The 25056-nt window shown below is 35.0% G+C and carries 21 protein-coding genes; 18 read left to right on the top strand and 3 right to left on the bottom strand.

The window, feature by feature from the left end; genetic code table 11:
• The first annotated feature begins 53 nt into the window (after positions 1 to 53).
• The 3 genes from LLA01S_RS01195 to LLA01S_RS01185 all read left to right on the top strand — a co-directional run bounded on the left by LLA01S_RS01195 (position 54) and on the right by LLA01S_RS01185 (position 4188).
• A complete protein-coding gene (locus tag LLA01S_RS01195) occupies positions 54 to 893 on the top strand; it encodes a helix-turn-helix domain-containing protein (protein ID WP_061777703.1) in 840 nt (279 codons plus the stop codon).
• Positions 894 to 1126: 233 nt separating this feature from the next.
• Positions 1127 to 2971: a class III lanthionine synthetase LanKC N-terminal domain-containing protein gene (locus tag LLA01S_RS01190; protein ID WP_014573438.1), complete on the top strand. Its 1845-nt coding sequence runs from the start codon at positions 1127 to 1129 to the stop codon at positions 2969 to 2971.
• Complete coding sequence (locus LLA01S_RS01185) at positions 2968 to 4188, top strand: MFS transporter (RefSeq protein WP_021164810.1); 1221 nt, start codon at positions 2968 to 2970, stop codon at positions 4186 to 4188. The genes LLA01S_RS01190 and LLA01S_RS01185 overlap by 4 nt, the downstream gene beginning before the upstream one ends.
• 24 nt (positions 4189 to 4212) lie before the next feature.
• Here the strand turns inward: LLA01S_RS01185 and mnmE are convergent, their stop codons facing one another.
• Positions 4213 to 5580 carry a tRNA uridine-5-carboxymethylaminomethyl(34) synthesis GTPase MnmE gene (gene mnmE / locus LLA01S_RS01180; protein WP_021164811.1) on the bottom strand — a complete coding sequence of 456 codons (1368 nt, stop codon included), beginning with the start codon at positions 5578 to 5580 and terminating at the stop codon, positions 4213 to 4215.
• Positions 5581 to 5878: 298 nt separating this feature from the next.
• Between mnmE and LLA01S_RS01175 the strand changes: the two genes are divergently transcribed.
• Together LLA01S_RS01175 and LLA01S_RS01170 are read left to right on the top strand one after the other, a co-directional pair.
• On the top strand, positions 5879 to 6514 hold the full coding sequence (locus LLA01S_RS01175) for a hypothetical protein (RefSeq protein WP_014573435.1): 636 nt from the start codon (positions 5879 to 5881) through the stop codon (positions 6512 to 6514).
• A 230-nt stretch (positions 6515 to 6744) separates the two neighbouring features.
• The gene (locus LLA01S_RS01170; RefSeq protein ID WP_021164812.1) at positions 6745 to 7473 is read left to right on the top strand and encodes a pseudouridine synthase; all 729 of its coding nucleotides are present in this window, start codon (positions 6745 to 6747) and stop codon (positions 7471 to 7473) included.
• Between the two features lie 83 nt (positions 7474 to 7556).
• Here LLA01S_RS01170 and LLA01S_RS01165 read toward each other — a convergent pair whose 3' ends face one another.
• Positions 7557 to 8171, bottom strand: coding sequence for a TetR/AcrR family transcriptional regulator (locus LLA01S_RS01165; RefSeq protein ID WP_014573433.1), 615 nt, complete (start codon positions 8169 to 8171; stop codon positions 7557 to 7559).
• 419 nt (positions 8172 to 8590) lie between these two features.
• Here LLA01S_RS01165 and LLA01S_RS01160 point away from each other — a divergent pair, with 419 nt between their 5' ends.
• The 6 genes from LLA01S_RS01160 (at position 8591) to rpiA (ending at position 16602) form a co-directional block, all read left to right on the top strand.
• Positions 8591 to 12892: a 2-hydroxyacyl-CoA dehydratase gene (locus LLA01S_RS01160; protein WP_061777708.1), complete on the top strand. Its 4302-nt coding sequence runs from the start codon at positions 8591 to 8593 to the stop codon at positions 12890 to 12892.
• 238 nt (positions 12893 to 13130) lie between these two features.
• Positions 13131 to 13334, top strand: a complete 204-nt coding sequence (locus LLA01S_RS01155; RefSeq protein WP_011677278.1) for a hypothetical protein — start codon at positions 13131 to 13133, stop codon at positions 13332 to 13334.
• 19 nt (positions 13335 to 13353) lie between these two features.
• Positions 13354 to 13791, top strand: a complete 438-nt coding sequence (locus tag LLA01S_RS01150) for a universal stress protein (protein WP_011677277.1) — start codon at positions 13354 to 13356, stop codon at positions 13789 to 13791.
• 62 nt (positions 13792 to 13853) lie between these two features.
• Complete coding sequence (locus tag LLA01S_RS01145; protein ID WP_061777702.1) at positions 13854 to 15059, top strand: MFS transporter; 1206 nt, start codon at positions 13854 to 13856, stop codon at positions 15057 to 15059.
• Between the two features lie 101 nt (positions 15060 to 15160).
• The gene (locus tag LLA01S_RS01140) at positions 15161 to 15844 is read left to right on the top strand and encodes a Crp/Fnr family transcriptional regulator (RefSeq protein ID WP_061777701.1); all 684 of its coding nucleotides are present in this window, start codon (positions 15161 to 15163) and stop codon (positions 15842 to 15844) included.
• A gap of 83 nt (positions 15845 to 15927) precedes the next feature.
• Complete coding sequence (rpiA, locus tag LLA01S_RS01135; RefSeq protein WP_011677274.1) at positions 15928 to 16602, top strand: ribose-5-phosphate isomerase RpiA; 675 nt, start codon at positions 15928 to 15930, stop codon at positions 16600 to 16602.
• 24 nt (positions 16603 to 16626) lie between these two features.
• On the opposite strand, the gene LLA01S_RS01130 is transcribed toward rpiA, so the two are convergent.
• Positions 16627 to 17067, bottom strand: a complete 441-nt coding sequence (locus LLA01S_RS01130) for an NUDIX hydrolase (protein WP_014573430.1) — start codon at positions 17065 to 17067, stop codon at positions 16627 to 16629.
• A gap of 291 nt (positions 17068 to 17358) precedes the next feature.
• On the opposite strand from LLA01S_RS01130, the gene mreC reads away from it, so the two are divergent.
• From mreC to LLA01S_RS01095, 7 genes are all read left to right on the top strand, one after another.
• On the top strand, positions 17359 to 18234 hold the full coding sequence (mreC, locus tag LLA01S_RS01125; RefSeq protein ID WP_061777700.1) for a rod shape-determining protein MreC: 876 nt from the start codon (positions 17359 to 17361) through the stop codon (positions 18232 to 18234).
• A gap of 78 nt (positions 18235 to 18312) precedes the next feature.
• A complete protein-coding gene (gene mreD, locus LLA01S_RS01120; protein ID WP_032951382.1) occupies positions 18313 to 18840 on the top strand; it encodes a rod shape-determining protein MreD in 528 nt (175 codons plus the stop codon).
• A gap of 103 nt (positions 18841 to 18943) precedes the next feature.
• The gene (locus LLA01S_RS01115) at positions 18944 to 20278 is read left to right on the top strand and encodes a CHAP domain-containing protein (RefSeq protein WP_061777699.1); all 1335 of its coding nucleotides are present in this window, start codon (positions 18944 to 18946) and stop codon (positions 20276 to 20278) included.
• A 121-nt stretch (positions 20279 to 20399) separates the two neighbouring features.
• Positions 20400 to 22277 (top strand): asparagine synthase (glutamine-hydrolyzing), encoded by a 1878-nt coding sequence (asnB, locus tag LLA01S_RS01110; protein WP_011677269.1) that lies wholly within the window; start codon positions 20400 to 20402, stop codon positions 22275 to 22277.
• An 11-nt stretch (positions 22278 to 22288) separates the two neighbouring features.
• Entirely contained in the window at positions 22289 to 23515 is a 1227-nt protein-coding gene (locus LLA01S_RS01105; protein ID WP_011677268.1) for a carboxylate--amine ligase, read from the top strand.
• A gap of 31 nt (positions 23516 to 23546) precedes the next feature.
• Positions 23547 to 24269, top strand: a complete 723-nt coding sequence (locus tag LLA01S_RS01100) for an aspartate/glutamate racemase family protein (protein ID WP_011677267.1) — start codon at positions 23547 to 23549, stop codon at positions 24267 to 24269.
• Complete coding sequence (locus LLA01S_RS01095; RefSeq protein WP_061777698.1) at positions 24259 to 25005, top strand: C39 family peptidase; 747 nt, start codon at positions 24259 to 24261, stop codon at positions 25003 to 25005. Before LLA01S_RS01100 ends, LLA01S_RS01095 begins: the two co-directional genes overlap by 11 nt.
• The last annotated feature ends 51 nt before the right edge of the window (positions 25006 to 25056 follow it).

The raw sequence follows: 25056 nt of genomic DNA, 5'->3' as shown, positions 1-25056 counted from the left end.
AAAAAAACAAATGATTTTGTTCAATTTTTTGAATTCTCTGATATAATAATTTTATGGATAAAGAAATTGGAAAGATCTTTCGAGAACTAAGACAAGAAAAAGGACTGTCATTAGAAAAAGCAAGTGAAGGAGTTATATCAATTTCACAACTTTCGCATTTTGAACGTGGAAAGGGTGATTTAACAACTGGCAAGTTCTTTGCTTTGATTAAAAATATTGATATTTCAATCGATGAATTTTCGGCAATTTTAACAAATGATGCTTCATCACTCTTATTTGAGCAAGCTGGAAGGTTAGAACAGGCTGGGAAAATTGATGAATTAGTCAAATTGTATGAAAATGAACGAAAAATATATCGAAAAACGAATGAAAGACAGCATCAATTAAATGCAATTGCACTAAAATCTATGCTGATTAATTATGGGAAAGTTAAAAGTCTGACGACAATTGAACAGGAGATCTTAGAAAATTATTTTTACGAAATAGAAGAATGGAAACCCTCAAATCTTCGATTTTTTGCGATTGCCTTAACGCAACTTGATAATAAATCCATTGTTTTTTATTTGGATAATATTTTAGAGCAAAATAATTTAGATAATAATTTAATTCTGATGATTTTGAGAAATGCAATCTATATTTTGTCGCATAATAATCAAACTGAAAAAGTGAAAAATTATTTAGAGCAGTTTAAGGTCCGGATTCCCCAGATTGGAAATATCGAAATCGGAATTTCATATGCAATACAAGAAGCAGATTTGTATGAAATGTCGGGTAATATTCAAGCCACGATTACCATTTTAAAACGTATTGCAAAAACTTATGAAGCGTTCTTTATGCCAGAAAAAGCAAAAATTTATCGCGAAGAAATAAAAAAATTGCAGCAAAAGTTGTGATTTTTTTATTATATATAGGAAATGATAAAAATCGATATTTTTTTGCAGTAAAATAAATTTATTAAATTAAGGAGGTTTTCAAAATGAAAGAACAAGTGATTGAGCTTAATCTTCTTCCTAAAGAAGTTGAAAATGAAGAAGATGTTAATATTACCTTTTATTGTCCTATTGTGGAAGTTTAATCTAAGTGTACCCGACCTTTTTAGGTTTGGGTTTTATTATAAGGAACAACTATGGGAAAATTTACTTATTTCACAACAGAAAGTTATAAACTTCCAAAATATGGATTTAAAATTCACGTATCTGCGACAATTGAAAGTTATGAAGAAGTTTTTGGATTAGCAACAAATTTTTTGTCAAAACAAGAAGTATTTTATAAATATCTATCAACTCGTGAGGATTTTATCGAAAATATTTCTAAAACTGCAGCTCCAGCAGAAAGTGGAAAATTATTTACCATTTATCCTGAAAATATAAAGGCTACTGAGAGGATTTTAGTGGATTTATCAGAGATTTTAGTCAAATTTGAGGGGGTCTATATCTTAAGCGATAGAAATTTTAATAATTCTAAAACGGTTTTTTATCGATTTGGTTTTTTTCAAAATATAGATGAATGTACAATCGTAAAAAATGGGAAAATTTGGGAAGACTTTCAAAAAACGTATTTTGATTTACCGGCTTGGATATCTGACCCCTTTTATCAAGAAAATAAGGAAATGAATGAAAAAAATAGGTTAAATGATTTAGATTTGACGAAAATTATCCGACAAAATAATGGAGGAAACATTTATTTTGGAACTGTAAAAAATCAAAAAATAATTGTAAAAGAAAGTCGGGCCAATATATTAACTTTTGTGAATTTAAAATCAGAAGAATTACGCGAAAACGAATTTTTTATGAGTGAGCTGTTAAATTCAGCTGATTTTTTACAACCAATTGAAAAATTTTCTGCTTGGATTAATCATTATTATGTTTATAAGTTTATTGATGGACAAACACTTAGAGAATTTCAAAGCAAATTTTCCTTATTTGATAATCTGACTGAGAATAAATTAGTGATTTTTTCAAAAATTATTAAACAATTAATTGAAATTTTGGGAGAAGCACATCATAAAATGGTAATTTTAGATGATATTCACCCCGATAACTTTTTGATTGACAAAGCTTATAAAATTCATTTTATTGATTTAGAATCTGCTCATAAGTTTAATGAATTGGAAAAAGTTACTGCAAAAACAAAAGGATTCTATTTAAAAATTTGGTCAAAATTGACGGAAACGGAAAAAGACCTAAGAAAAGTTGGTCAGCTGATTTTATTTCTAATTGGGCAATTAAATGTGTTCAATCAGCAAGAAAGAAGCCTTGAAGAAACGATTATTTTAGCTGCTAAAATCTTTGAGAGATTTGAAGTTGAAACAAATATTTCTGACTTATTAATTTATTTATTTACTGGAAGTTCTACAAAAAAAGCTTTAGAAATTTCTAAAAAACTTTATTTTTATAAATCAGATATTTTTTTACATATTTCTAAAGAGTACTTGGAAGAACCAAAGAACTTGGTCACATTTATCAAAGAAAATAAATTTGAACATCTAGGACTAAATGGTTTAACTGGTTATTTGTGGAAATTATCAATTTTAGAAAAAAATGAATTAATTAATGAAAAAATTGAATATTTACTTTCACAATTAAGTGATTCATTTTTACATTTATCTGGGAAACATTACTCTCCCTACATATTAAATGGCTCTAGTGGTTTGGCACTCTTTTTGCTGATCTATAATTTTGAAAAATATGAAAAGCAGATTATTAAAATAGCAAATGGAATGAATGTAAAATTTGCAAAATCAATGGATTTTGAGAAAGGGTTATCAGGAATTTCATATTTTTTATTAATACTCTATCAGAAAACTGGAAATAAAAAATATTTGTATTGGGCTGATGAACAGTTAAAAACTTGCGAGTTATTTGTTAAAAATAAAAAGCTATATAATTTTTATACTAAAAGATATGAAGAAAGCTTTTTAAAAGGTTATGAGGGATATAAATTTACCAAAGAGCTAAGGAGAAAACTATGAACTTACTAAGAAAAAATAAAACATTTACTTCCTTGCTGTCTAGCTCGATTTTTTCTATGTTGGGAACGAGTTTATTTAATATTGTTTTTCTGATTTATGCGAGTAGTTTGCCCAATCCAAAAATGATGATTTCGTTGGCCGAAATATGCCTGTTATTACCGGTTTTATTTGCCGCTTACACGGGTTTTTTAGCTGATAAAACAAAAAATAAAGCAAATTTTATGATTCGTGCGAGCTGGATTCAAGCGATATTATTCTTTTTATTGATTTTTTTGATGATGGAGAAAAATTTTATCACTTTTTTTGGCATAGCTGGTGTGAAAATTTTGACCGACCTGATTACCAGCTATAAATCTGGTTTACGCGCACCAATTTTACAAAATAATCTAAACGCAGAGGAGATACAACCAGCTTTTGGGCAAATACAAGGCCTATCATCTATTATAGAAATTATCGGGCAGCCTTTGGGGGTAACAATTTTGGCTCTTTCTCACCAGTCTTTTTCTTTGGTGGTTTTGATTAATGGGATTTTATATTTACTTAGTGGATTCTTTTTATTGATTTTCCGAAAAAATTTGACTTTTAAGACCGTTTATTTTGATGAAAAATTCAAATTTAATATCAAAGAAAGCTTTTCACAAATTCGTGATGTTATCACTGGAAATAATTCATCAAATTTTTTAGTGTTAGTTTTTTCATTAGTTTTTATCAACTTTATTTTGGCGGGTATTGGGCCTTTGACCAGCTTGGCAATGTTAAAATTTAATCCATTTCCCGTCAGTTACGGGACGGCTATCATGATTTTCAACGTTGTTTTGATGCTAGGAATGCTCGCGGGCTCATTTATTATGGGGGATAAACTAAAAGATTGGGAACTTCCCAAATTAATGATTGCTACCTTTTTGATGATTGCACTTTTTGCAGCTTTGGTGACTCATTTTGGTTTGCTTTCTCTGATATTCCTCTTTGCTTTGGCTTACATTTCCGCCAAAGCAAGCCCTAAAGTCAACCGGCTCATTATGGAAAACATTTCTTCGGAAAATTTGGGAAAAATTGGTGGAGGAATTACGACTATTTTTACATTTTCAGTACCATTTGGTGGAGCTATCTTTGTGTTTTTGGCAAATTTAATAGGCGTTGCTCTCACATTTTACATTATTTCTATTTTTGCTCTTCTTGTCTTTTTACTTTTACTATCAGTAATTTTTCGCCAATAAAAAAGAGTTCAATTGAACTCTTTTTTATTTCCCTAAACAAAATTGTGAGAAAAGTTGTGTAATCAATTCATCAGGAGCGGCTTCGCCTGTGATTTCTCCAAGTAATTGCCAACAACGTGTGACATCGACTTGAATCAAATCAACAGGTAAGCCAAGAGCAAGCCCGTTATTTGCTTCCTTGAGTGCTTTTAAAGCTTCTTCAACAAGCGAAATGTGACGAGCATTTGATAAGACGGTTGCGTCTTTGGCTTCAATCTCACCAGCGAAGAAAATTTGATTGATTTTTTCTTCAACAGCAGATAAATTCTCATTTTTAAGGGCTGAAATTCGAATAAAATCACCGGAAATTTGATTAATATCAAGTTTTTCGGGCAAATCAGTTTTGTTAAGTAAAACAATACGATTGGCATTTTTAGATAGCTCTAAAAGTTCCAAATCTTTATCAGTCAATTCCAGTGAGGCGTCCAAAACTAGCAAAACCAAATCAGCTTCGGCTAAGGCCTTTTTAGAACGTTCAACCCCAATCGCTTCGACTAAATCATCTGTTTCACGAATCCCAGCGGTGTCTACTAATTCAAGAGGTACGCCACCAATATTGGCAAACTCGGTAATAACATCACGTGTTGTTCCAGCAATGTCAGTGACAATGGCTTTTTCTTCACGTAATAATTGATTGAGTAAGCTTGATTTTCCAACGTTTGGAAGTCCAATAATGGCCGTTTTTAAGCCTTCGCGCAAAATTTTTCCGCGTTTAGCTGTTGATAAAAGATTTTCCAAAAGCTGTTCAAAATGAGCAGTCTTTTCAAGGAGCATTTGTGAAGTCATAGTTTCTACATCATCATACTCTGGATAATCAATATTGACCTCGACTTGTGCTAAACTTTCGAGAATATCTTGACGAATATTATTAATCATTTTTGAGAGACTTCCGTCAAGTTGTTTTACGGCAATATTCGCTGCTTTATCGGTTTTTGCGCGGATTAAATCCATGACAGACTCAGCTTGTGCCAAGTCAATCCGTCCATTTAAGAAAGCACGCTTGGTAAATTCACCAGGTTCAGCAAGTCTTGCACCATTACGTAAAAGTAATTGCAAGATTTCTTGTGTGACTGCAATCCCACCGTGTGTGTTGATTTCAACAATATCTTCACGAGTGAAAGTTTTAGGCGCACGCATGACTGAAACCATCACTTCGTCAACCAGACGTTCTTCTTCAAAGATGTGGCCGTAATTAATCGTATGGCTAGCAACTTGAGCTAAATTTTTTCCTTTATAGACAGATTGAGCAATTTTCAGGGCATCTGTTCCTGATAAACGAACAATGGCAATTGCTCCTTCACCAAGCGGTGTCGAAATCGCCGCAATCGTATCAAATTCTTGTGTTAATGTCATAAAGACTATTTTAACGCAAAAAGCTTGAATTTCCTAGCCTATTTAATTTATTTTTTTATAAAAAATAAAATTCTATTAAGCTTGAGTTTCCACACATAAAAATGCTGAAAAAGAGATTTCTGCGTTTAGGTTAAGCTGTCCAATTGTGATAGGGTGCTAAAGCGCCTAGTTGACTTACAAAATAAGAGTATAGTGGAACTACAATTCGAGGCAAAATGACTTGCTGAACCAAAAAAATTTACTATTTTTCTTCACCTTTTTTCCCATTTGTGCACACAATCTTGATATAATAGTAGACATGACTTATCAAGTAAAAATTATCTATCCAAAAGAAGAAGCAGCTGAAAACAACAAACTGACTGAACGGACTTTTAATGAGTTTATTGATGGACTCGAATTAGAAGAAGTCATCACGCAATATGAACAATTACTGACCAAGGGCTACTCAATCTCGGTCAATTTTGCTCCCCCTCAACTTGATGATAAAGGAACTGAACCAGATCCTTTTATGATTGCTGGACGCTTAGAGCTCGCGGGAATTCCTTATAAAGCCACTTTAAAATTAAAAGCAAGTGGTGATTATGAATCAATGGTAAAAATCGCTAAAATGATTGAACAGCAAGATTATGATTATGATATCTCAGCTAAATTGCAAATTCGCGAGAATTCATCGGTTGATTTTGAAAAAGAAGGTTCTTGGTTTGACAAAGATTATACCAAATATACCATTTTGCCCAAAGCAAGTAGTCAAGATATTGCTGACTTAAAGACACTCTATGACGCACTTGTTGAAGAGCATCAAAAGGTGACAATCAATATTAAAGCAAAAGTCAAAAAAGATGATGATGACAGTTTTGCAAATCAATTGGCAGCTTATCCACCTGAAACAATGGTTATTTTTAAACTTACAGATGCTGATATTTATGGAGAATAAAAAAAGTTACAGACCAGATTTCTGTCAGTAACTTTTATTTTTACTGACAGAATTTTCGCCAATAAAATAAGGAGTATCAATACTTGTAATAGGCTAAAGTGTGAATTCGCAGACAAAAGTCGCTCAAGTGATTTTTTAGATGCCTTAGTCAGCAAGCTGACAAGGACTACCCTAAGTGGGAAATTATCGTTCCCGCTTCGTTCGGTTATTAGCTATGCTATAATAAAGGCATGAGACTAGATAAATTTTTAGCAGAAAGTGGCCTCGGAAGCCGGAGTGAAGTCAAAGTTTTATTGAAAAAAGGGCGCGTGACCGTTGCTGGTGAAATTCAGCGAGATGGCAGATTTCAAGTGGATAAGAATTCCAGACAGGTGGCTTTTGACGGTCAAATTTTAGATTACCAAGAATATTATTATTACTTATTGAATAAACCGCAAGGAGTCGTATCCGCTACGAAAGATAATGTTTTTAAAACAGTTGTTCAACTTTTATCAGAAAAAGATGTTCGTAAGGATATTTTCCCGGTCGGACGTTTAGATAAAAATACCGAAGGACTTTTGATTTTAAGCAATGATGGGGCTCTTGGCCATGATTTAACTCAACCCAAAAAACACGTTGAAAAAGAATATTTTGCACGAATTGATGGAAAAGTTACTGACGAGATTATCAATAAATTTGCTGAAGGTTTGACTTTGAAAAATGGTGAAAAAGCAAGACCAGGAGAATTATTTGTTGAGAAAACTTACAAAGGCGATAGCCAATCCGGCTGGGTCAGTGAAATTCGAGTTATTATTCATGAAGGAAAATTCCACCAAGTCAAACGGATGTTTGAGGCAGTTGAGATGTATGTCCTTTATCTCAAACGAATTCGGATGGGCAATTTAGCTTTGGATTCAGATTTAGCTCTGGGAGCTTATCGTCCTTTAACAATCGAAGAGATTGAAAACTTAAAAAAATAAAAGTTACTGATGAAAATTCGAAGGTATCCGTAAGCTAAAGTGCAACGGCTATCCTCTGACAGAATTTTTCGTCAGTAACTTTTTTAATTTTCACGATTAATATTAACTCCAAGCACAGTCAGATGACCATTAGAAATTAATTTGATGATGAGATGAGCAAAATCCCGAGCGGACATTTGTGTCGAAGAAGAGACCCACCAATCTAATGTTCCGACCAAAATTGAACTAATATAAGAAATCACGAAGTCATTAGGAACTACAACATCTTTTTCTCTAACTTCCAATTTCTCAAATAACTCAGTATAACGCTCAGATAAAATTTCCAGAAATCTATTTTTCAAACGTTGATCATGTGCTCTGTCAGTAATCATTTGTGCAACCTCTGGTTTATCCTGAACAAATTCGTAAAAGCGACTCAGGACAGTTTCAATTTCCTTGACGTGAACATTATTTCCATCGACCAAATTTTGTTCATCCAAAATACCAGTAAAACTAGCCAAAAATTGGTCAATCAAACTATCATATAAATCTTGTTTGTCAGCATAATGAGCATAAAAAGTTGCTCGATTAATCATGGCTGAATCGGCAATTTCTTGAATTGAAATTTTTTCAAATTTTTTCTTGTGCAACAAAGTAAAAAAAGCCTGACTTATCAATTTTCTTGTTCGTTTTACGCGCAAATCATCTGATTTAACCATAAGAACCATCTTTCCATTATCTAGTGGGCAAAGAAATTATGTAATCTGCTTTGTCTAATTTTTCACATCATGCGATTATCTCCATTATAATCAAAAAAAAGCTTAAAGTCATTTAAGTATTTAGTCAAAACATTTTGTCATTCGATGTCAAAGTCTTTTAACATAATCAACAGCTTGTTTTAAATTGTCGTTTATGTGACAACCACGCCCTTTTTGCTGGTTGATTTTCTTATGACAAATGATAAAATGAACATATAATAAGATAAGCAACAGACCGTTTAAATTACTTTTTATCAAAATTCTGTGCCTAAAAGATAAATTAGATAAAAAATCTAATTTGCCGAAAAATGAATATTAAGGATTTAGAGGACTTGTTCAAGTGATATTTCTCACATAACTAGGAGACCATCTTGACACAAATTTATAAAACAGGGATTGACGTTGGTTCAACCACAGTAAAACTCGTCGTTTTTGACGAAAATTATAAACTCATTTTTTCACGTTACGAGCGCCACTTTTCTGACGTTAAAGCAGCAACCATTAAAGTATTCAATGATTTTATTGCCGAACACGGAGATTTAAATTTAGAATTAGCCATTACCGGTTCAGGAGGAATGGGACTTGCAGAAGTCATTGACGTTCCCTTTGTCCAAGAAGTGATTGCCTCATCCATTACCATCGAAAAATTCATTCCACAAACAGATGTCATGATTGAGCTTGGCGGCGAAGATGCCAAGATGACTTTTTTTGACAATGGGACTCAAGAATTACGGATGAACGGAACTTGTGCCGGTGGGACAGGTGCTTTCATTGACCAAATGGCTGCCCTTTTGAAAGTTGATGCTAATGGTGTCAATGAATTAGCTAAAAACTATGAAAAACTCTATCCAATCGCTTCACGTTGTGGCGTTTTTGCCAAAACTGACGTTCAACCCCTTTTGAACGAAGGAGTGCGTCGTGAAGATATAGCAGCCAGTATTTTCCAAGCTGTTGTCAATCAAACCATTGCCGGATTAGCCAGTGGTCGAAAAATCAAAGGCAATGTTGCCTTTCTTGGCGGACCTCTTTTCTTTATGAGTGAACTGCGCAAACGTTTCATTGAAACGTTGGATTTAAAAGAAGAAAATATTATCTTCCCAGAAAATCCACAACTTTTTGTGGCAATGGGAGCTGCTCTCTACGAAGAAACAAGCCAAAAAACAGCAACCGAACTCATTCATAGTTTGGAAACTGATGATTCTGATAGTTTAATTCCCCAAGATACTATGGATAAACTTTTTGAAAACCAAGCTGAACTTGATGAATTTCGTGCGCGCCATGCCAAAGCAACAGCTAGCTATAAAGAACTCAATGAGCATCACGGCGCGGCCTTTTTAGGAATTGACGCAGGTTCAACCACGACAAAACTTGTCCTTATTGATGACGCGGGAAATATTCTTTATGACCATTATGGATCTAACAACGGAGAACCACTTGAATCAGTTATTAATATTTTAAAAGATGTTTATGCTAAACTTCCAGCGGACGTTTACATTGCCAAATCAACCGTAACCGGTTATGGCGAACACTTGATTAAAGCTGGTCTTCACGTGGATTACGGCGAAGTTGAAACAATGGCTCACTACAAAGCTGCTGATTATTTCAATCCCGGCGTTGATTTCATTCTCGATATCGGCGGCCAAGATATGAAAGCCATGCGAATCCGTGATGGTGCTTTATCTAGTATTCAGCTCAATGAAGCTTGTTCATCAGGTTGTGGTTCCTTCATTGAAACTTTCGCCCATTCGCTCAAACATGACGTTCGTGAATTTTCACAAAAAGCGCTTTTAGCCGAACACCCAGTAAATCTTGGATCACGCTGTACCGTCTTTATGAACTCAAAAGTTAAACAAGTTCAAAAAGAAGGAGCAACAGTTGGTGATATTTCTGCTGGTCTTTCATACAGTGTCATAAAAAATGCCCTCTATAAAGTTATCAAGGTAAAACGTCCCGAAGAACTTGATAAGAAAATCGTTGTTCAAGGCGGAACTTTTTACAATGAAGCCGTATTGCGTGCCTTTGAAAAAATTTCTGAACGTGAAGTTGTCCGTCCAAGTATTGCCGGATTGATGGGAGCTTATGGTTGTGCTTTGATTTCTTTAGACAATGAAGAAACGCACAAAGAATCAGAGCTTTTAAAGCTTGATGAATTAGAAAAATTTACCACTCATAAAGAATTTATGGTCTGTGGACTTTGCGAAAATAACTGTAAAATGACACTGACGGTCTTCAATGATGGCAATAAATTTGTAACCGGGAACCGTTGCGAACGTGGAGCTGAAAAAGCAACAAAAGTTAAAGTCGCTAAAAAAGACAAAAAAGTTAATTTAGTTGATTATAAATATAAAAAACTATTCCGTTACCATAGTTTAAGTAAGAAAAAACAAACTCGTGGAGAGATTGGGATTCCGCGCGTGCTTAACATGTACGAAAATTATCCGCTTTGGCACACGATGCTAACAGACCTTGGCTTCCGTGTTTTTTTGAGCCCACGCTCAGACAAAGAACTCTTTGAAGAGGGAATTGAAACTATTCCGTCTGATACTGTTTGTTACCCAGCAAAAATGAGTCACGGACATATCATGGCTTTGATTAAACAAGGTGTGCCAACTATCTTTTATCCTTCAGTTCTTTTTGAACAAGAAGAACAAAAAAATGCTCAAAATCATTTCAACTGTCCAATTGTCCAATCTTATCCAGAAGTTCTTAAAAATAATATTGACGAAATTCGTGAAGGACAAGTCAATTATCTTCATCCATTTATTAATTTGGCAAATCCTGACGGTGTGGCAGTCAATATCCATAAGTCTTTGACGGCTCAAGGATTTACTGTCAGTCTTGAAGAAGTAAAAGCTGCCGTTCAACATGGTTTTGAAGAAATGGATAAATTCAAAGAAGACTTACGTCTTAAAGCCGAAGATTTACTGATGCAAATCAATTTGAACAATGAAAAAGCCATTGTCCTTGCAGGACGTCCTTATCATTTGGATCCAGAAATCAATCACGGAATTGCTGACATCATTACTCAAGAAGGATTCCATGTGCTGACAGAAGACTCTATCAGTCATTTGGCCGAAGTTTCTGGTCTGCGCGTGGTCAATCAATGGGTTTACCACAGTCGTCTTTATGCAGCCGCAAATGTTGTTTGCAAAAATAAAAATCTAGAACTTGTGCAACTTAATTCCTTTGGTTGTGGTCTTGATGCCGTAACGACAGACCAAGTTGAAGAAATCATGCGTGGACACAACAAGCTTTATACCGTTCTAAAAATTGATGAAGGTTCAAATATGGGAGCCGTTCGGATTCGCTTGCGTAGCCTTAAGGCAGCAGTTTCAGAGCGGACACGTCACAATATTGAAGCAACGACTGAAGTTCATGAATTAGTCCCAGAAACACCAGCATTCACAAAAGAAATGGCTAAAAAACATACCCTGCTCTTGCCAATGTTGTCGCCAATTCACCAAGAAGGACTATTGGATACAGCTTTTGCTGCTGCAGGTTATAATGTAGTTTCTCTGCCAGAAACAAATACTTCTGTAAATAACGGCTTGAAATTTGTTAATAACGATTCTTGTTATCCAGCCATTATTACTATCGGTCAACTTATCGAAGCTCTCCAGTCAGGAGAATATGACCTTGACAATACCTCCGTCATGATGACCCAAACCGGTGGTGGTTGCCGTGCAACTAACTATATTCCTTTGTTGCGTAAAGCTCTGATTGATGCAGGTTTCCCGCAAGTTCCAGTAGTTTCTCTCTCAATGGGAAATCAAGGGACAGAAAAAGGCTTTAAATTCACGGTTCCATTATTGACACGCTTTATGATTGCTGTGCTTTACGGAGATTTGTTTGAACGAGTTGTCTATCGGACACGCCCCTACGAAGCAGTAGAAGGTTCGGTCAATGATTTACATGCAAAATGGCTAGAAAAAGCTCGAAAAAATGTAGAATCAGGGTCAATCTTTGAATTTTATCGCAACATGAAAAAAATCGTTGCAGAATTTGACCAAATTGAACTTCTTGATATTCAAAAGCCACGAGTGGGTGTCGTCGGCGAAATCTTAGTCAAATATAGTAAAACTGCTAATAATGATATTGTTTCCATTATTGAAGAAGAGGGCGGCGAAGCTGTTGTTCTTGATTTAATTGGTTTTATGAATTACAGTTTATACAATCAAATCTGGAAAGCAGATGAGATTGCCTTTAGTAAGAAAAATAAACTCATGGCTAAAACCTTTATTGGAATCATCAATATGCTAGAAAAGCCAATGAATAAAGCTTTGAAGGCATCAAATCGTTTTGATTCAATAGAGTCAATTTATGACGTTGCATCCTCTACTGAAGAAGTGATTTCAATAGGAAATCACACTGGTGAGGGCTGGTTCCTTACTGGTGAAATGATTGAACTTTTGCAAAAAGGAGTGAATAATATTATTTGTCTTCAACCTTTTGGTTGTCTCCCAAATCACATTGTCGGTAAAGGAATGATGAAAGAACTTCGTCGTCAGTATCCAGGGGCTAATCTTGCGCCGATTGATTATGACCCAGGAGTTTCTGCTGTCAATCAATTGAATCGAATTCGTTTAATGATGACCACTGCTAAAAAAAGAATGAACAAAGTTTCTGATTCAGTTGAAAAATCAGAAACAGAGTCCAAATTAGAAACTGCTCAAGCATATTAAAAAGAAAATATAAAAGATACTGACAGTTTTGTCAGTATCTTTTATATTTTCTTTTTCCGAATAGTAACAAATGTTATCAATTCTTGGTATCAATTTTTGGTATCAAAGATTGATATCAAAAATTGTTGTCGCGCTTCGTATCATTTTTGTTTAGAATGATTGAGTAACTTAAAAACATTTGAGAACATCTGACCTTTGTTTCTCAAAAAATATTGTTATTTAAGAAAGGAATTTCAAAATGAAATTTGAATTTAAAGGACTCTCTTCATACGAAGAAAATTCAACACCAAACTATGTCGGCGATACAAAAGTACGTAGCGTCATTCAAGACTTTGTCAACATGGATGAAGCAATCGAATATGTTTCAAATCACCACGGTTTTGTAAAAACCGAAGATGGCAAATTTGCTTTTGAAGTAAGAAACATCTCTGCCATCGGTTAATTAGATAAGGATAGCTAGTATGGAACAAAAATATTCAAGAATTTTAGTTGGTATGGATGGTTCAGCAGAATCACTTAAAGCTTTCGATGAAGCAGTTAGAATAGCTAAACGTAATGATGCTGAACTTATTCTTGCTAATGTTATTGAAAAACGTTCATTTCTTGCTGTGAACACTTACGACACAATTGCCGAAGAACAGCATGAAAATGGGACAAAACTTTTATTGCAACAGTTTGCTAAGGAAGCCCTTGAGGAAGGATTAACTGATGTTAGAACCCTTCTGGAATATGGCTCACCTAAAGTAGCAATGGCAACAAAGATTCCCAAACAAGAGAACGTCGATTTGATTGTTATTGGCGCAACAGGGATTAGTTATATAGAGCGTGTAGTTGTTGGGTCAGTTGCAGCATATATTGTTAATCATGCCAAATGCAACACACTCATCGTTAGAAAATAACATATTTACTTAATTCACTTACAAAAAAGAGCAGAAGCTCTTACTTAGAAATGGAAAAAATCATGGAAAAAGAAAGTATTTTTACACCTACTTTCGTAATCAACACGCTTATTAGTTTTTTATTTTATATTGTTTTTTATGTCTTAACTTCTTCAATAGGAACTTATGCACTTCAACAACTGCATCAATCAACAGTTGTAAGTCTTTCCTTGTCAAGCGTTTTTGTTATCGGGGCCCTTATTGGTCGGGTCTGGACAGGGATTAATATCACACGTATCGGAATGAAACGTTTGCTTTATATTGGTGGAATTATTTTTCTTGTTTTAACCTTTGGCTATTATTTGACAACCAATATTCCCTTACTCTTTTTGATTCGAGTGATTCAAGGAGCTGGTTTTGGGATTGGGGCAACGGCGTCAGGAACAATTGCTGGACACGTTGTGCCAGCTTCACGTCGTGGTGAAGGGATTGGTTATTATGCCTTATCCGTTACCCTTGCAGCTGCAGTTGGTCCAGCATTATCAATCATGATTTATTCTTCACTTGGCTTTGGCTCTTTACTTGGAATTGCTCTTGGTTTGCTAGTTGTTACGTTCATCTTGATTTTCTTTGTTCGTGTCAAAGAATTTTCAGATGCAGAGCGTGCCTATGCTTTAGAACATGAACCCAAAGGGGTTGAGCGTTATATTGAAAAATCAGCTCTTCCTATCTCAATTATTGCATTCTTAGCTGGATTTATTGACTCGGCCATCTTAACGGGAATGGGTTCATTTTCTGCAGACCTCAAGATTCCACTTGCAGGTTCATTATTCTTTACCGTGTATGCAATTTTAATTTTTGTATCACGTCCATTTACTGGTCGTCTATTCGATACTAAAGGTGATAACTGGATCTTTAATCCAACCTTTATTTTCTTTGCTGTTGCCATGCTTCTTGTTGGACTTGCCGGATTCTTTAGCCCAGCCATTGGATTCGTTGTCTTGTTGATTGCTGGGGGAGCTTTCGGACTTGGGTACGGTGGTGTCGCACCATTTGGTCAAGCAATTGCAATTCGGGATTCAAGTAAGGACCGTATTGGTGTCGCAACTTCTACCTTCTTTGGCTTTTTAGACTTAGGGGTTGGTGGAGGACCAATCGTTCTTGGAGCGATTATTCCGATGTTGGGAAATGGGATGATAGGTTTCCGAAACTTATATCTTTATAGTGCGCCAGCAGTTGTAATTGTTTGGATAATATACTATCTTATTCACGGTAAACATCAAAAATAAAGCTCTGAAGTTTGATTTAAATGATTTACATAAAACATGTTATAATAAAGGGGCTACAGCCCTGTATATGGCGAAATAAATGAATAAAAAATAGCGAGTAGATGAGTTTTAAAATGAAAGAAATGGCAAACGTAAACATTGAATATCTAATCAATACACTGGAACAAAAAAAAGTGAGTATTGTAACACGCAAAAAACATAGTTATATCATGTATCAAGGGATTGAATCAGAATATATCTATGTACTCAAAGATGGTGTAGCGAAGATTAGCAATATTTTAAGAGATGGTCGTGAATTTAATATTGCCTATGTTGCGGAGCCAGACTTTGTTTCTTTATTGGAAGAGAAACAAAACGATGGAATTTCAGCATTATTTAATGTACGAATTGAGTCTCCAACAGCCAGTTTTTACAAAATTTCACGCAGTGATTTTTGGAATTGGGTTCGTGAGGATTTGAATTTATTCAGAGTTGTTGATGACTTTTATAAACGAAGACTAGCACTTAATTTAGAAATTCTTCAAAAGATGACAATCAATGGTAAGAAGGGAGCGGTTTGCGCTTGTCTTCACAGTTTGATTGATGATTTCGGAATAAGAAAAAAAGATGGAATTCTGATTGATTTTACTGTCACTAATGAAGATATTGCAGGTTTTTGTGGCATTTCTACACGAAATAGTGTTAACCGTATTCTTCATGATTTAAAGGATGAAAAAGTAATTGGAGTGATTGATAATAAAATTATGATTTATAATCCTCAATACCTTGAAGAATATATTAGTTAATATAAATAAATAAAAAAGCTACTTTAAGTAGCTTTTTTGCTATAATTAAGTCAGCGTGATATCGAAATATTCAAGGAGGTAAAATGGAAAATTTAAAAAAACAAGTTGGGATAAAAGCGGCTGAATTTGTTAAATCAGGAATGGTTGTCGGCTTAGGAACAGGGTCAACAGCAGCCTATTTTGTAGAAGAATTAGGGAGACGAGTTGCTGAAGAACAATTAGAAATTACAGGCGTGACAACTTCTAGTGTGACAAGTGAACAAGCAAAAGCGCTGGGAATTCCTTTAGCTTCAATTGATGAAGTAGATTATGTTGACTTGACTGTTGATGGAGCGGACGAAATTGATTCTCACTTGAATGGTATTAAAGGAGGCGGAGCGGCACTTTTAATGGAAAAAATCGTTGCCACTTACTCAAAAGATTATATTTGGATTGTTGATGAGAGTAAATTATCAGAAAATCTTGGTTCTTTTAAAGTTCCGGTAGAAGTTATTCGTTATGGCTCAGAGCAATTATTTAAAGAGTTTGAAAGAGCTGCTTATGCTCCCACTTGGCGTTTAAATGAGGAAGGGGAGAAATTAATAACAGATATGCAACACTTTATTATTGACCTTCATATTGCAAAAATTGAAAATCCCCAAAAACTTGCTGATGAACTTGATTTAATGGTCGGAGTTGTGGAACATGGTCTCTTTAATGATATGGTGAAAAAAGTGATTGTCGCCGGTTCTGACGGAGTAAAAATAATCAGTCAATAAAAAAATCGTCTTACTGACGATTTTTTATTTTTTCAACCATTCTTGAACTCCCCATTTATGGGAGCCACGTTTGAGTTTGCTGATAGCTGTTTCTGGATCAAACCAACTGATGTGATTGAAATCCTCGAGTGGTTTAGAATCAAAGTGAACATTTTTAGTCTCATAGATATAAGCAGGATTATAAAAATATTTATTTCGATGTGAACTATAAAAATACTCATCAGCTTGGCCTAGGAATTCTCCGATTTCAGCAGTAGCTCCCAATTCTTCCATAAGTTCACGGTGAAGCGCTTTTTCTTGATCTTCTCCAGCTTCAATTTCACCTCCGGGAAGAAAGTAAGCTCCGTTAGGGGCTTGAACAAGGCAAATTTCTTTGTTCTCTCTTGCTACAATTGAGTAGACGCCATATCTTGCTTGATAGTCTTTTCCTTCATTCTTTTCGCCAAAAACTGGAATATGATTCATAAAAATTTTCCCCCCAAATTGATTTACATGATAAAAGTTAAATATTTCATCATGTGAAAACCGCTTACAAAAATTTATTACTACTATTCTATCAAAATTCTGTCAAATTTGATAAAATAAGGTACGAGTAAGAAGAACTTATACAATGATCATAGTGAAAAAAAGATAATTCAAGAAGAGAGATGTTATAAGAGGTGTTTTTGCATTGGGCAAAAAGCGATGTGAAATCACATGGCTTTCGAACCTAAAAGAGAAGGGTTTGAAACATATTACTGAAGGGAACCTAGAATAGTGAAAAAAATTAACTTAAGTAAGCTTATTATTATTGCACTCATTATCATTATTGCAGCGATGTCAGCAATTTTTATTTCAGCCAAAAATTTTAAGTCCAATAAAAATCCGTCAGCAATGACCCAAACAATTAATGACGGGACGAGTTTTGTTGACCGAGTTCTTGTTGCACCAATCCATTTTGTACAAGACAAAGCAAATGAGCTTTCAAACTTGATGGATACTTATCAGCAAAATCAAAGCCTGAAAACACAACTAGCAAAATCAAAAGATGATGATAATAAATTAAGTGGTCTTGAGTCGGAGAATAAAGAATTAAAGAAAGCTCTGAAACTTCAAGAAACACTTACTGACTATCAGACAGTTGCAGCTAATGTCATTACTCGTGAGCCAGCGTCATGGAATGATACACTGGTTATTGATAGCGGAAGCAAGGATGGCTTGAAAAATGGCATGATTGTAATGGCGAATGTTGGTGTTGTCGGGCGCGTTACCCAAGTCAATAAAAGTAGCGCAAAAGTTGCTCTGTTAAGCTCATCTAAAGGAATTGAAAATAAAATTCCTGTCAGAATTGAAAGTGACGGTTCTCCAATTTATGGTATTTTGAGTAGTTATGATTCTCAACAACAAGCCTATGTTATTAAGAATATAGATTCTCAAGGAAAATTCAAAAATGGTGATTCGGTATTTACCAGTGGTTTGGGTACTAACTCAGGCAGTGAGGGTGGAACACCAAGTGGACTTTTGATAGGGACTGTCATTGGCGAAAAGCAAGACAGTGATGGACTTGGCAAAATGGTCTATGTTAAACCCGAAACGAATCTTTATGATATTAGATTTGTCTTTGTTATTAAGAGCAAAATTGACGGTCAGTAATTTAAAAGATGACTTTTTACAGGTTAAACATAAACATCAATTTGTTTAGAAAATAACTAGAATACAAGGAATTAAGTAGTGAGTCGATTTACATTTCAATTTTTTAGTCCAATTATTCTTTTTTTGTTAATGATTTTGGACGGTCAGATTACCCATCTTTTAACGGGGTTAAGCAGTGGGACGTGGGTACCAGTGAGTCATTTATTTTTGATTTTTCTAATGTATAGTGTCACTCAGCACAGACCAAGCTATATCGTTATCTTAGCGGCGATTTTGGGTGCAATCTATGATAGCTATTATTTAGGTATTTACGGAATTGCGACCTTATTGTTCCCACTTATTGCTCTTTTTGTATATAATATACAAATAACTATATTTACTAATCGCTGGACAAGGCTTTTTACAACAATTATTATTGTGACCGCTTTTGAGGTTTTTAGTGCAATCATTATGACAGCTTTCGGATTTGCCCAACTTCAGTTTATCAAATTTGTTGTTTACCAGTTAGCGCCTACACTCTTGCTCAATATTATCTTAGCTGTAGCCTTACAATTCCCTTTAGAAATCTTTTACAGATTAAAGAAAAGTCATGTAAGATACAATTAGAAAGTGTTTTGTAATCATAAAGAAATATTATGGTGGGGCAGGAATAGTATAATATGTTTATTCAACCGAACTTAATGGGAGGAAAAATTAAAAAAGAACAGTTATGAAAAAAAAGATTATCTCAGCTATTTTAATGTCTACAGTGGTACTTTCTGCTGCAGCGCCGTTGTCAGGGGTTTACGCTGACACAAATTCAGATATTGCTAAACAAGATGCGACAATTTCAAGCGCGCAATCTGCTAAAGCACAAGCACAAGCACAAGTTGATAGCTTGCAATCAAAAGTTGACAGCTTACAACAAAAGCAAACAAGTACTAAAGCACAAATCGCTAAAATCGAAAGCGAAGCTAAAGCACTTAATGCTCAAATTGCTACTTTGAACGAAAGTATCAAAGAACGCACAAAGACATTGGAAGCTCAAGCACGTAGTGCTCAAGTTAACAGCTCAGCAACAAATTATATGGATACTGTTGTTAATTCAAAATCTTTGACAGATGTTATTCAAAAAGTAACAGCTATTGCTACTGTTTCTAGTGCCAACAAACAAATGTTGGAACAACAAGAAAAAGAGCAAAAAGAGCTTAGCCAAAAGTCAGAAACTGTTAAAAAGAACTACAACCAGTTCGTTTCTCTTTCACAAAGTTTGGATTCTCAAGCTCAAGAATTGACTTCACAACAAGCTGAACTCAAAGTTGCGACTTTGAACTATCAAGCAACAATTGCAACTGCACAAGATAAAAAACAAGCTTTATTAGATGAAAAAGCGGCTGCAGAAAAAGCAGCTCAAGAAGCAGCTAAAAAACAAGCGGCTTATGAAGCTCAACAAAAAGAAGCAGCACAAGCACAAGCAGCTTCAACAGCAGCAACTGCTAAAGCTGTAGAAGCAGCAACTTCATCAGCTTCTGCTTCATCTAGCCAAGCACAAGCTTCACAATCGAGTTCAAGTACAAGTAGCAATAATACATCATCAAGTTCAAGCAGTTCTACTTCATCAAGTAGCTCTAGCTCTAACAATGATACAACACCAACACCAACACCAACACCAACACCTCCATCTACTGGTGGTAGCGGTATAAATAGTTCACCAATTGGAAATCCTTATGCTGGTGGTGGATGTACTGACTATGTATGGCAATACTTTGCTGCACAAGGAATTTATATCAGAAATATCATGCCTGGTAATGGTGGACAATGGGCTTCTAATGGACCTGCCCAAGGCGTACTCCATGTTGTAGGAGCTGCTCCTGGTGTTATCGTATCAAGCTTCTCAGCTGATTTTGTTGGATATGCAAACTCACCTTACGGTCACGTAGCTATTGTAAAATCAGTTAATTCAGATGGTACAATTACTATCAAAGAAGGCGGATATGGTACAACTTGGTGGGGACATGAACGTACTGTAAGTGCGTCTGGTGTTACTTTCTTGATGCCAAACTAGAAAAAAGTCTTAATAAATAAAAAATAGTGGTTTGATAGTGGGGAATAATTTTCCTTCTGTCAAATCATTTTTTATTATTGTGGTATAATAATAAGGAAAAATGATAAGGGGATAGATACAAATGTGTGGAATTGTCGGCTTTATTGACCGGATGGATCAAAATGATAAATCAAAAACTTTAGAAGAAATGATGGATACAATCGCTCACCGAGGTCCAAGTAGTTCAGGTGAATTTATTGACGAAGGAGCAGCAATTGGTTTTCGTCGCCTGAGTATTATTGACCTTGAGGGTGGAGATCAACCTATCTTTAATGAAGATAAAACTAAACTTATAACCTTTAATGGCGAAATTTATAATTTCCGTGAATTGCGTGAAGACCTTATCTCTAAAGGTCATGATTTTACTACTCATGCTGATACAGAAGTGCTTTTACATGGTTACGAAGAATACGGTGTAGAGCTTCTTCAAAAACTTCGTGGAATGTTTGCTTTCGTGATTTGGGATAGAGAAAAACAAGAATTGTTTGGTGCACGCGATCATTTCGGGATCAAGCCTCTTTACTATACTCAAATGAACGGAACTTTCATGTATGGTTCTGAAATTAAAAGCTTTTTGAAACATCCAAACTTCAAAAAAGAATTAAATAAAGAAGCTTTGAAACCTTATATGACTTTCCAATATTCTGCTCTTGATGAAACTTTCTTTAAAAATGTTTTTCGTATCAAAGAAGGACACTACTTTACATATAAAGATGGGGTTTTAGATATTAAGCCTTATTGGGATATGAAAGTTGATGAAAAAGATATGAGCTTGGAAGAATCAATTGATTTGATTGATAAGACCGTTTTGGGTTCTGTTGATGCTCATAAGTTCGCTGATGTTGAAGTGGGTGCTTTTGTATCAAGTGGTGTAGATTCTAGTTATGTTGCTTCAACGCTTCGTCCTGAACACACTTATTCTATTGGTTTCGGTCAAGGAACTTTCAATGAGTCTAAACAAGCCAAACAATTAACTGATATGATTGGTTTGAATAATACTTCTCGTGAAATTCATGGGGACGAAGCTTTTAAATATTTCCCACAAATTCAATATTATTTAGATGAACCAGATTCAAATCCTTCTTGTGTTCCTCTCTTTTTCCTTGCTGAATTGGCAGCTCGTGATGTACGGGTTGTAATGAGTGGTGAAGGAGCAGATGAGCTCTTTGCTGGTTATGAGTCTTATGGATTTAGTACCAATTCTCGCGCGGTTCGTGTTTTTGCAGAAGGTTTGAAGAAATTACCAAAATCTTTACGTTTCTCAATTGCTCGTGGAATTGAAAATAAACATTTCAAAGGACAAAAGCATCTATATGAATCACTTGCACCAGCTGAGGACTTCTTCATCGGGCAAGCAAAAGTATTTGATGAGTCTGAATCAGTTGAGCTTTTGAAAGAAGAATTTCAAGCGGCTCTAACAGTCAAAGAAATTGTTGGAAAAACTTATAAAAAAGCACCAGAAGGTTCTGAACTTCGTAAAATGCAATATCTTGATATGCACCAATGGATGCCAGGAGATATCTTGCTTAAAGCAGATAAAATGGCTATGGCACATTCACTTGAATTACGTGTCCCATTGTTAGACATTGAATTGATGCACACAGCCGAACAAATTCCTTCTAAATTCCTTTTGAATGAACACAATACAAAATATGCTTTCCGTCAAGCAGCTCGTCGTCATTTGCCAGAAGAATGGTCAAATCGTAAAAAATTGGGATTCCCAGTGCCAATTAAAGACTGGTTAAGGGAAGAGAAGTATTATAAAGTTGTTCGTCAATTGTTTGAACAAGACTTTGTTGCAGAATTTTTCGACCAAGAAAAACTTTTGAAGATGTTGGATGATAACTTTGCAGATAAAAATGATGCTCGTCGTAAACTCTGGACAATTTATTCATTCTTGACTTGGTATGATGTTTACTTCATCAATAATGGTGAAAAACCTGCTGTGGTTAATTTTTAAGGGAGGTTTTTGTGTCACAAACAATTGAATTTCAACCTATTCTGTTAGGTTCTGATATCAACGTATATGGAATGGCTCGTTCATTTCATGAAGAATTTGGGATTACTTCCCTTGCTTTAAGTGCTTCTGGATTGGCACCCACAAAGTATTCGAAAATCGTTGAAGTGCAAACACATGAAAATTTTGACCATGAGGAAACTTTTATCCAAGTTCTTCGTGATTTCGCAAGTAAACATAAGGATGATCATAAAAAATATCTTTTAGTGGCTTGTGGGGATGGCTATGCTTTACTTGCTTCGAAATATCGTGATGAACTTTCCGAATTTTTTGAAGTGCCTTATATTGAGTACTCTCTTTATCAACAATTAGAAAATAAACCTGATTTTTACAATATCTGTGAGCAGTATGGCTTGCCATATCCTAAAACGGTATTGGTTAATCCTGAATCAGAAATAGATTCTCTAGTGGACAGTTTAACTTTCCCTTACCCAATGATTTTAAAACCAGGGAATTCCATTTCTTACTTGGACGTTCATTTTGAAGGACAAAAGAAGGCTTTCACGATTGAATCAAATGAAGAAATGAAGTTAATGCTTCATCGTTGTTATGAAGCCGGTTATCCTGATGAAATGATTATCCAAGACTTTATTCCTGGTGGCGATGAAAATATGCGCGTTTTGAATGCTTATGTAGATAAAAATCATAAGGTAAGAATGATGTGTTTAGGTCATCCTTTGCTTGAAGATCCAAGTCCAAAAGCAATTGGAAACTATGTTGCGATTTTGCCTGATTATAATGAACAAGTCTATCAGCAAATTCAGGAATTTCTTGAGAAAATTGAGTACACAGGCTTTGCGAATTTCGATATGAAGTATGATCCGCGTGATGGTTCTTATAAACTTTTTGAAATTAACTTACGTCAAGGGCGCAGTTCATTTTATGTTACCTTAAATGGGTATAATTTGACCCGTTATTTGGTGGCTGACCGTATTTACAACGAAGCTTTTACTGAAACAGTTTATGGTAAAGGGACTAAGCTTTGGTTGGGAGTTCCTAAAAAAGTATTGCTTAAATATGTGAATCCGAGCTTTAAAGAGGAAATTCGTCGTTTTGTTAGCTCAGGAAACTATGGAACAACTTTATTTTATTCCAAGGATAACTCTCCTAAGCGTTACCTTTTGATGAAGTATGCTTTCCATCGTTATATTGGGGCCTTTAAAACATATTTTCACAAATAAAAATTAAGAATAAGAAGGACAGGGGGATGTGATGGAAAACTTCTTTACAATCTTGGGAGGAATGGGTACTCTTGCTACCGAAAGTTTTATTCATACTTTGAATAAACGAACAGAAGCTCATCGTGATCAGGATTATTTAAATTATATCGTGGTTAACCATGCGACGATTCCTGACCGGACAGAGTATATTAAAAATCCTTCATTAGAAAATCCGGAAGAAAAATTGATTGATGATATAAAAATTCATAGTCAACTTTCACCAAAGTTCTTTGTGGTTCCTTGTAACACTGCTCATTATTATTTTGATGAAATGCAAAAGGCGACAGAGATTCCAATTTTACATATGCCTCGGATTGCGGTTGATAGTATTGGTCGTCACTTTTCGGATGCTAAGAGAGTCGCTGTTTTGGCAACAGAAGGAACGATTTTGACGGGAGTTTATCGTGAGGCCTTGGAAGAACAAGGTTATGAAGCGGTAATTCCAGATGAAGAGTTACAAGAAAAAGTTAATCGATTGATTTATCAAGAAGTCAAGGAAAATAGAAATCTCAACTTTGAACTTTATCATGAAATTTTATCTGATGTTGCTTCTAAAATGAACTGTGAAGTAACGATATTAGGCTGCACAGAACTGTCAGTTTTGTATGATGCTTATGATTTAACAAAAGAATATAATATAATTGATGCACAAGCTGAAACTGTACATCGAACTTTATCCATGATGGGAAAAAATGACCTACTAGATGACAATTAAAAAGAAAAAACTTTTTAAAAAAAATATCGTAATTTTATTCGTTCTTGTGGCTTTGTTAGTTCTTGTGACCTATTTGTTGAATCCAAAAAATCAAGAGGACAAACAATTAAGCCCTGCATCCAAAACATTTTATAAAACGGATAGTCAAGGAAAAGATGATTATGTTTTAATGAAAACAGGAAATATAAATCAGCTTAACATTGGTGCTTACCAGGGGTGTGAAATTGTTTCTTTTTATAATGCTCTGGTTTATCTGGATAAAACGCAAGGGAAAACAGTGACTGATTGGATTGAAGATTTACCTTATGTTGGCTGGGGAGGCGATCCTAACAGTGGTTATGCTGGGAATCCGTGGCCAGCTGATGATGAGATTCCTGATGGAGGATTTCCGACAATTTGGCCAGCCGCTCTGATGAAATTCGCTCAAGATAATAATATTCAGGTGGCTGATTTGTCTGGTCAGAGTCTGGATGCAATTGAACAAGCTGTTCTATCAGAACATTTAGTTGAGATGTGGGTGACAATTGATTTTGATAGTCCTGATATTACTTATGATGAATACTACGGTTATAAGGTCGTGGTTAATACTCATGCAGTAATATTAGATGGCTACAATGAAGCGACAAAAGAGTTTCATGTAACTGACCCAATCAAAGGGAAATACTGGTTAGCTGAATCTACGGTTGCCTCAGTTTACAATGAAACAAATCAATTTGCGATTGAATTTTTAAAATAAAATTAGCACTCTGATAAAAAGAGTGCTAATTTTTTTGCCAAAAGTGGAAAA

Source organism: Lactococcus cremoris subsp. cremoris NBRC 100676 (assembly GCF_001591705.1).
GTDB classification, from domain to species: Bacteria; Bacillota; Bacilli; order Lactobacillales; family Streptococcaceae; genus Lactococcus; species Lactococcus cremoris.
Note: the sequence above shows the minus strand (reverse complement) of the source record. Positions and strands in the feature narration are given on the sequence as shown.

Bases quoted from the DNA above. Each gene is read 5' to 3' on its own strand.
- LLA01S_RS01195 (WP_061777703.1), top strand. From the start codon at position 54: ATGGATAAAGAAATTGGAAAGATCTTTCGAGAACTAAGACAAGAAAAA.
- LLA01S_RS01190 (WP_014573438.1), top strand. From the start codon at position 1,127: ATGGGAAAATTTACTTATTTCACAACAGAAAGTTATAAACTTCCAAAA.
- LLA01S_RS01185 (WP_021164810.1), top strand. From the start codon at position 2,968: ATGAACTTACTAAGAAAAAATAAAACATTTACTTCCTTGCTGTCTAGC.
- mnmE (WP_021164811.1), bottom strand. From the start codon at position 5,580: ATGACATTAACACAAGAATTTGATACGATTGCGGCGATTTCGACACCG.
- LLA01S_RS01175 (WP_014573435.1), top strand. From the start codon at position 5,879: ATGACTTATCAAGTAAAAATTATCTATCCAAAAGAAGAAGCAGCTGAA.
- LLA01S_RS01170 (WP_021164812.1), top strand. From the start codon at position 6,745: ATGAGACTAGATAAATTTTTAGCAGAAAGTGGCCTCGGAAGCCGGAGT.
- LLA01S_RS01165 (WP_014573433.1), bottom strand. From the start codon at position 8,171: ATGGTTAAATCAGATGATTTGCGCGTAAAACGAACAAGAAAATTGATA.
- LLA01S_RS01155 (WP_011677278.1), top strand. From the start codon at position 13,131: ATGAAATTTGAATTTAAAGGACTCTCTTCATACGAAGAAAATTCAACA.
- LLA01S_RS01150 (WP_011677277.1), top strand. From the start codon at position 13,354: ATGGAACAAAAATATTCAAGAATTTTAGTTGGTATGGATGGTTCAGCA.
- LLA01S_RS01145 (WP_061777702.1), top strand. From the start codon at position 13,854: ATGGAAAAAGAAAGTATTTTTACACCTACTTTCGTAATCAACACGCTT.
- LLA01S_RS01140 (WP_061777701.1), top strand. From the start codon at position 15,161: ATGAGTTTTAAAATGAAAGAAATGGCAAACGTAAACATTGAATATCTA.
- rpiA (WP_011677274.1), top strand. From the start codon at position 15,928: ATGGAAAATTTAAAAAAACAAGTTGGGATAAAAGCGGCTGAATTTGTT.
- LLA01S_RS01130 (WP_014573430.1), bottom strand. From the start codon at position 17,067: ATGAATCATATTCCAGTTTTTGGCGAAAAGAATGAAGGAAAAGACTAT.
- LLA01S_RS01115 (WP_061777699.1), top strand. From the start codon at position 18,944: ATGAAAAAAAAGATTATCTCAGCTATTTTAATGTCTACAGTGGTACTT.
- asnB (WP_011677269.1), top strand. From the start codon at position 20,400: ATGTGTGGAATTGTCGGCTTTATTGACCGGATGGATCAAAATGATAAA.
- LLA01S_RS01100 (WP_011677267.1), top strand. From the start codon at position 23,547: ATGGAAAACTTCTTTACAATCTTGGGAGGAATGGGTACTCTTGCTACC.
- LLA01S_RS01095 (WP_061777698.1), top strand. From the start codon at position 24,259: ATGACAATTAAAAAGAAAAAACTTTTTAAAAAAAATATCGTAATTTTA.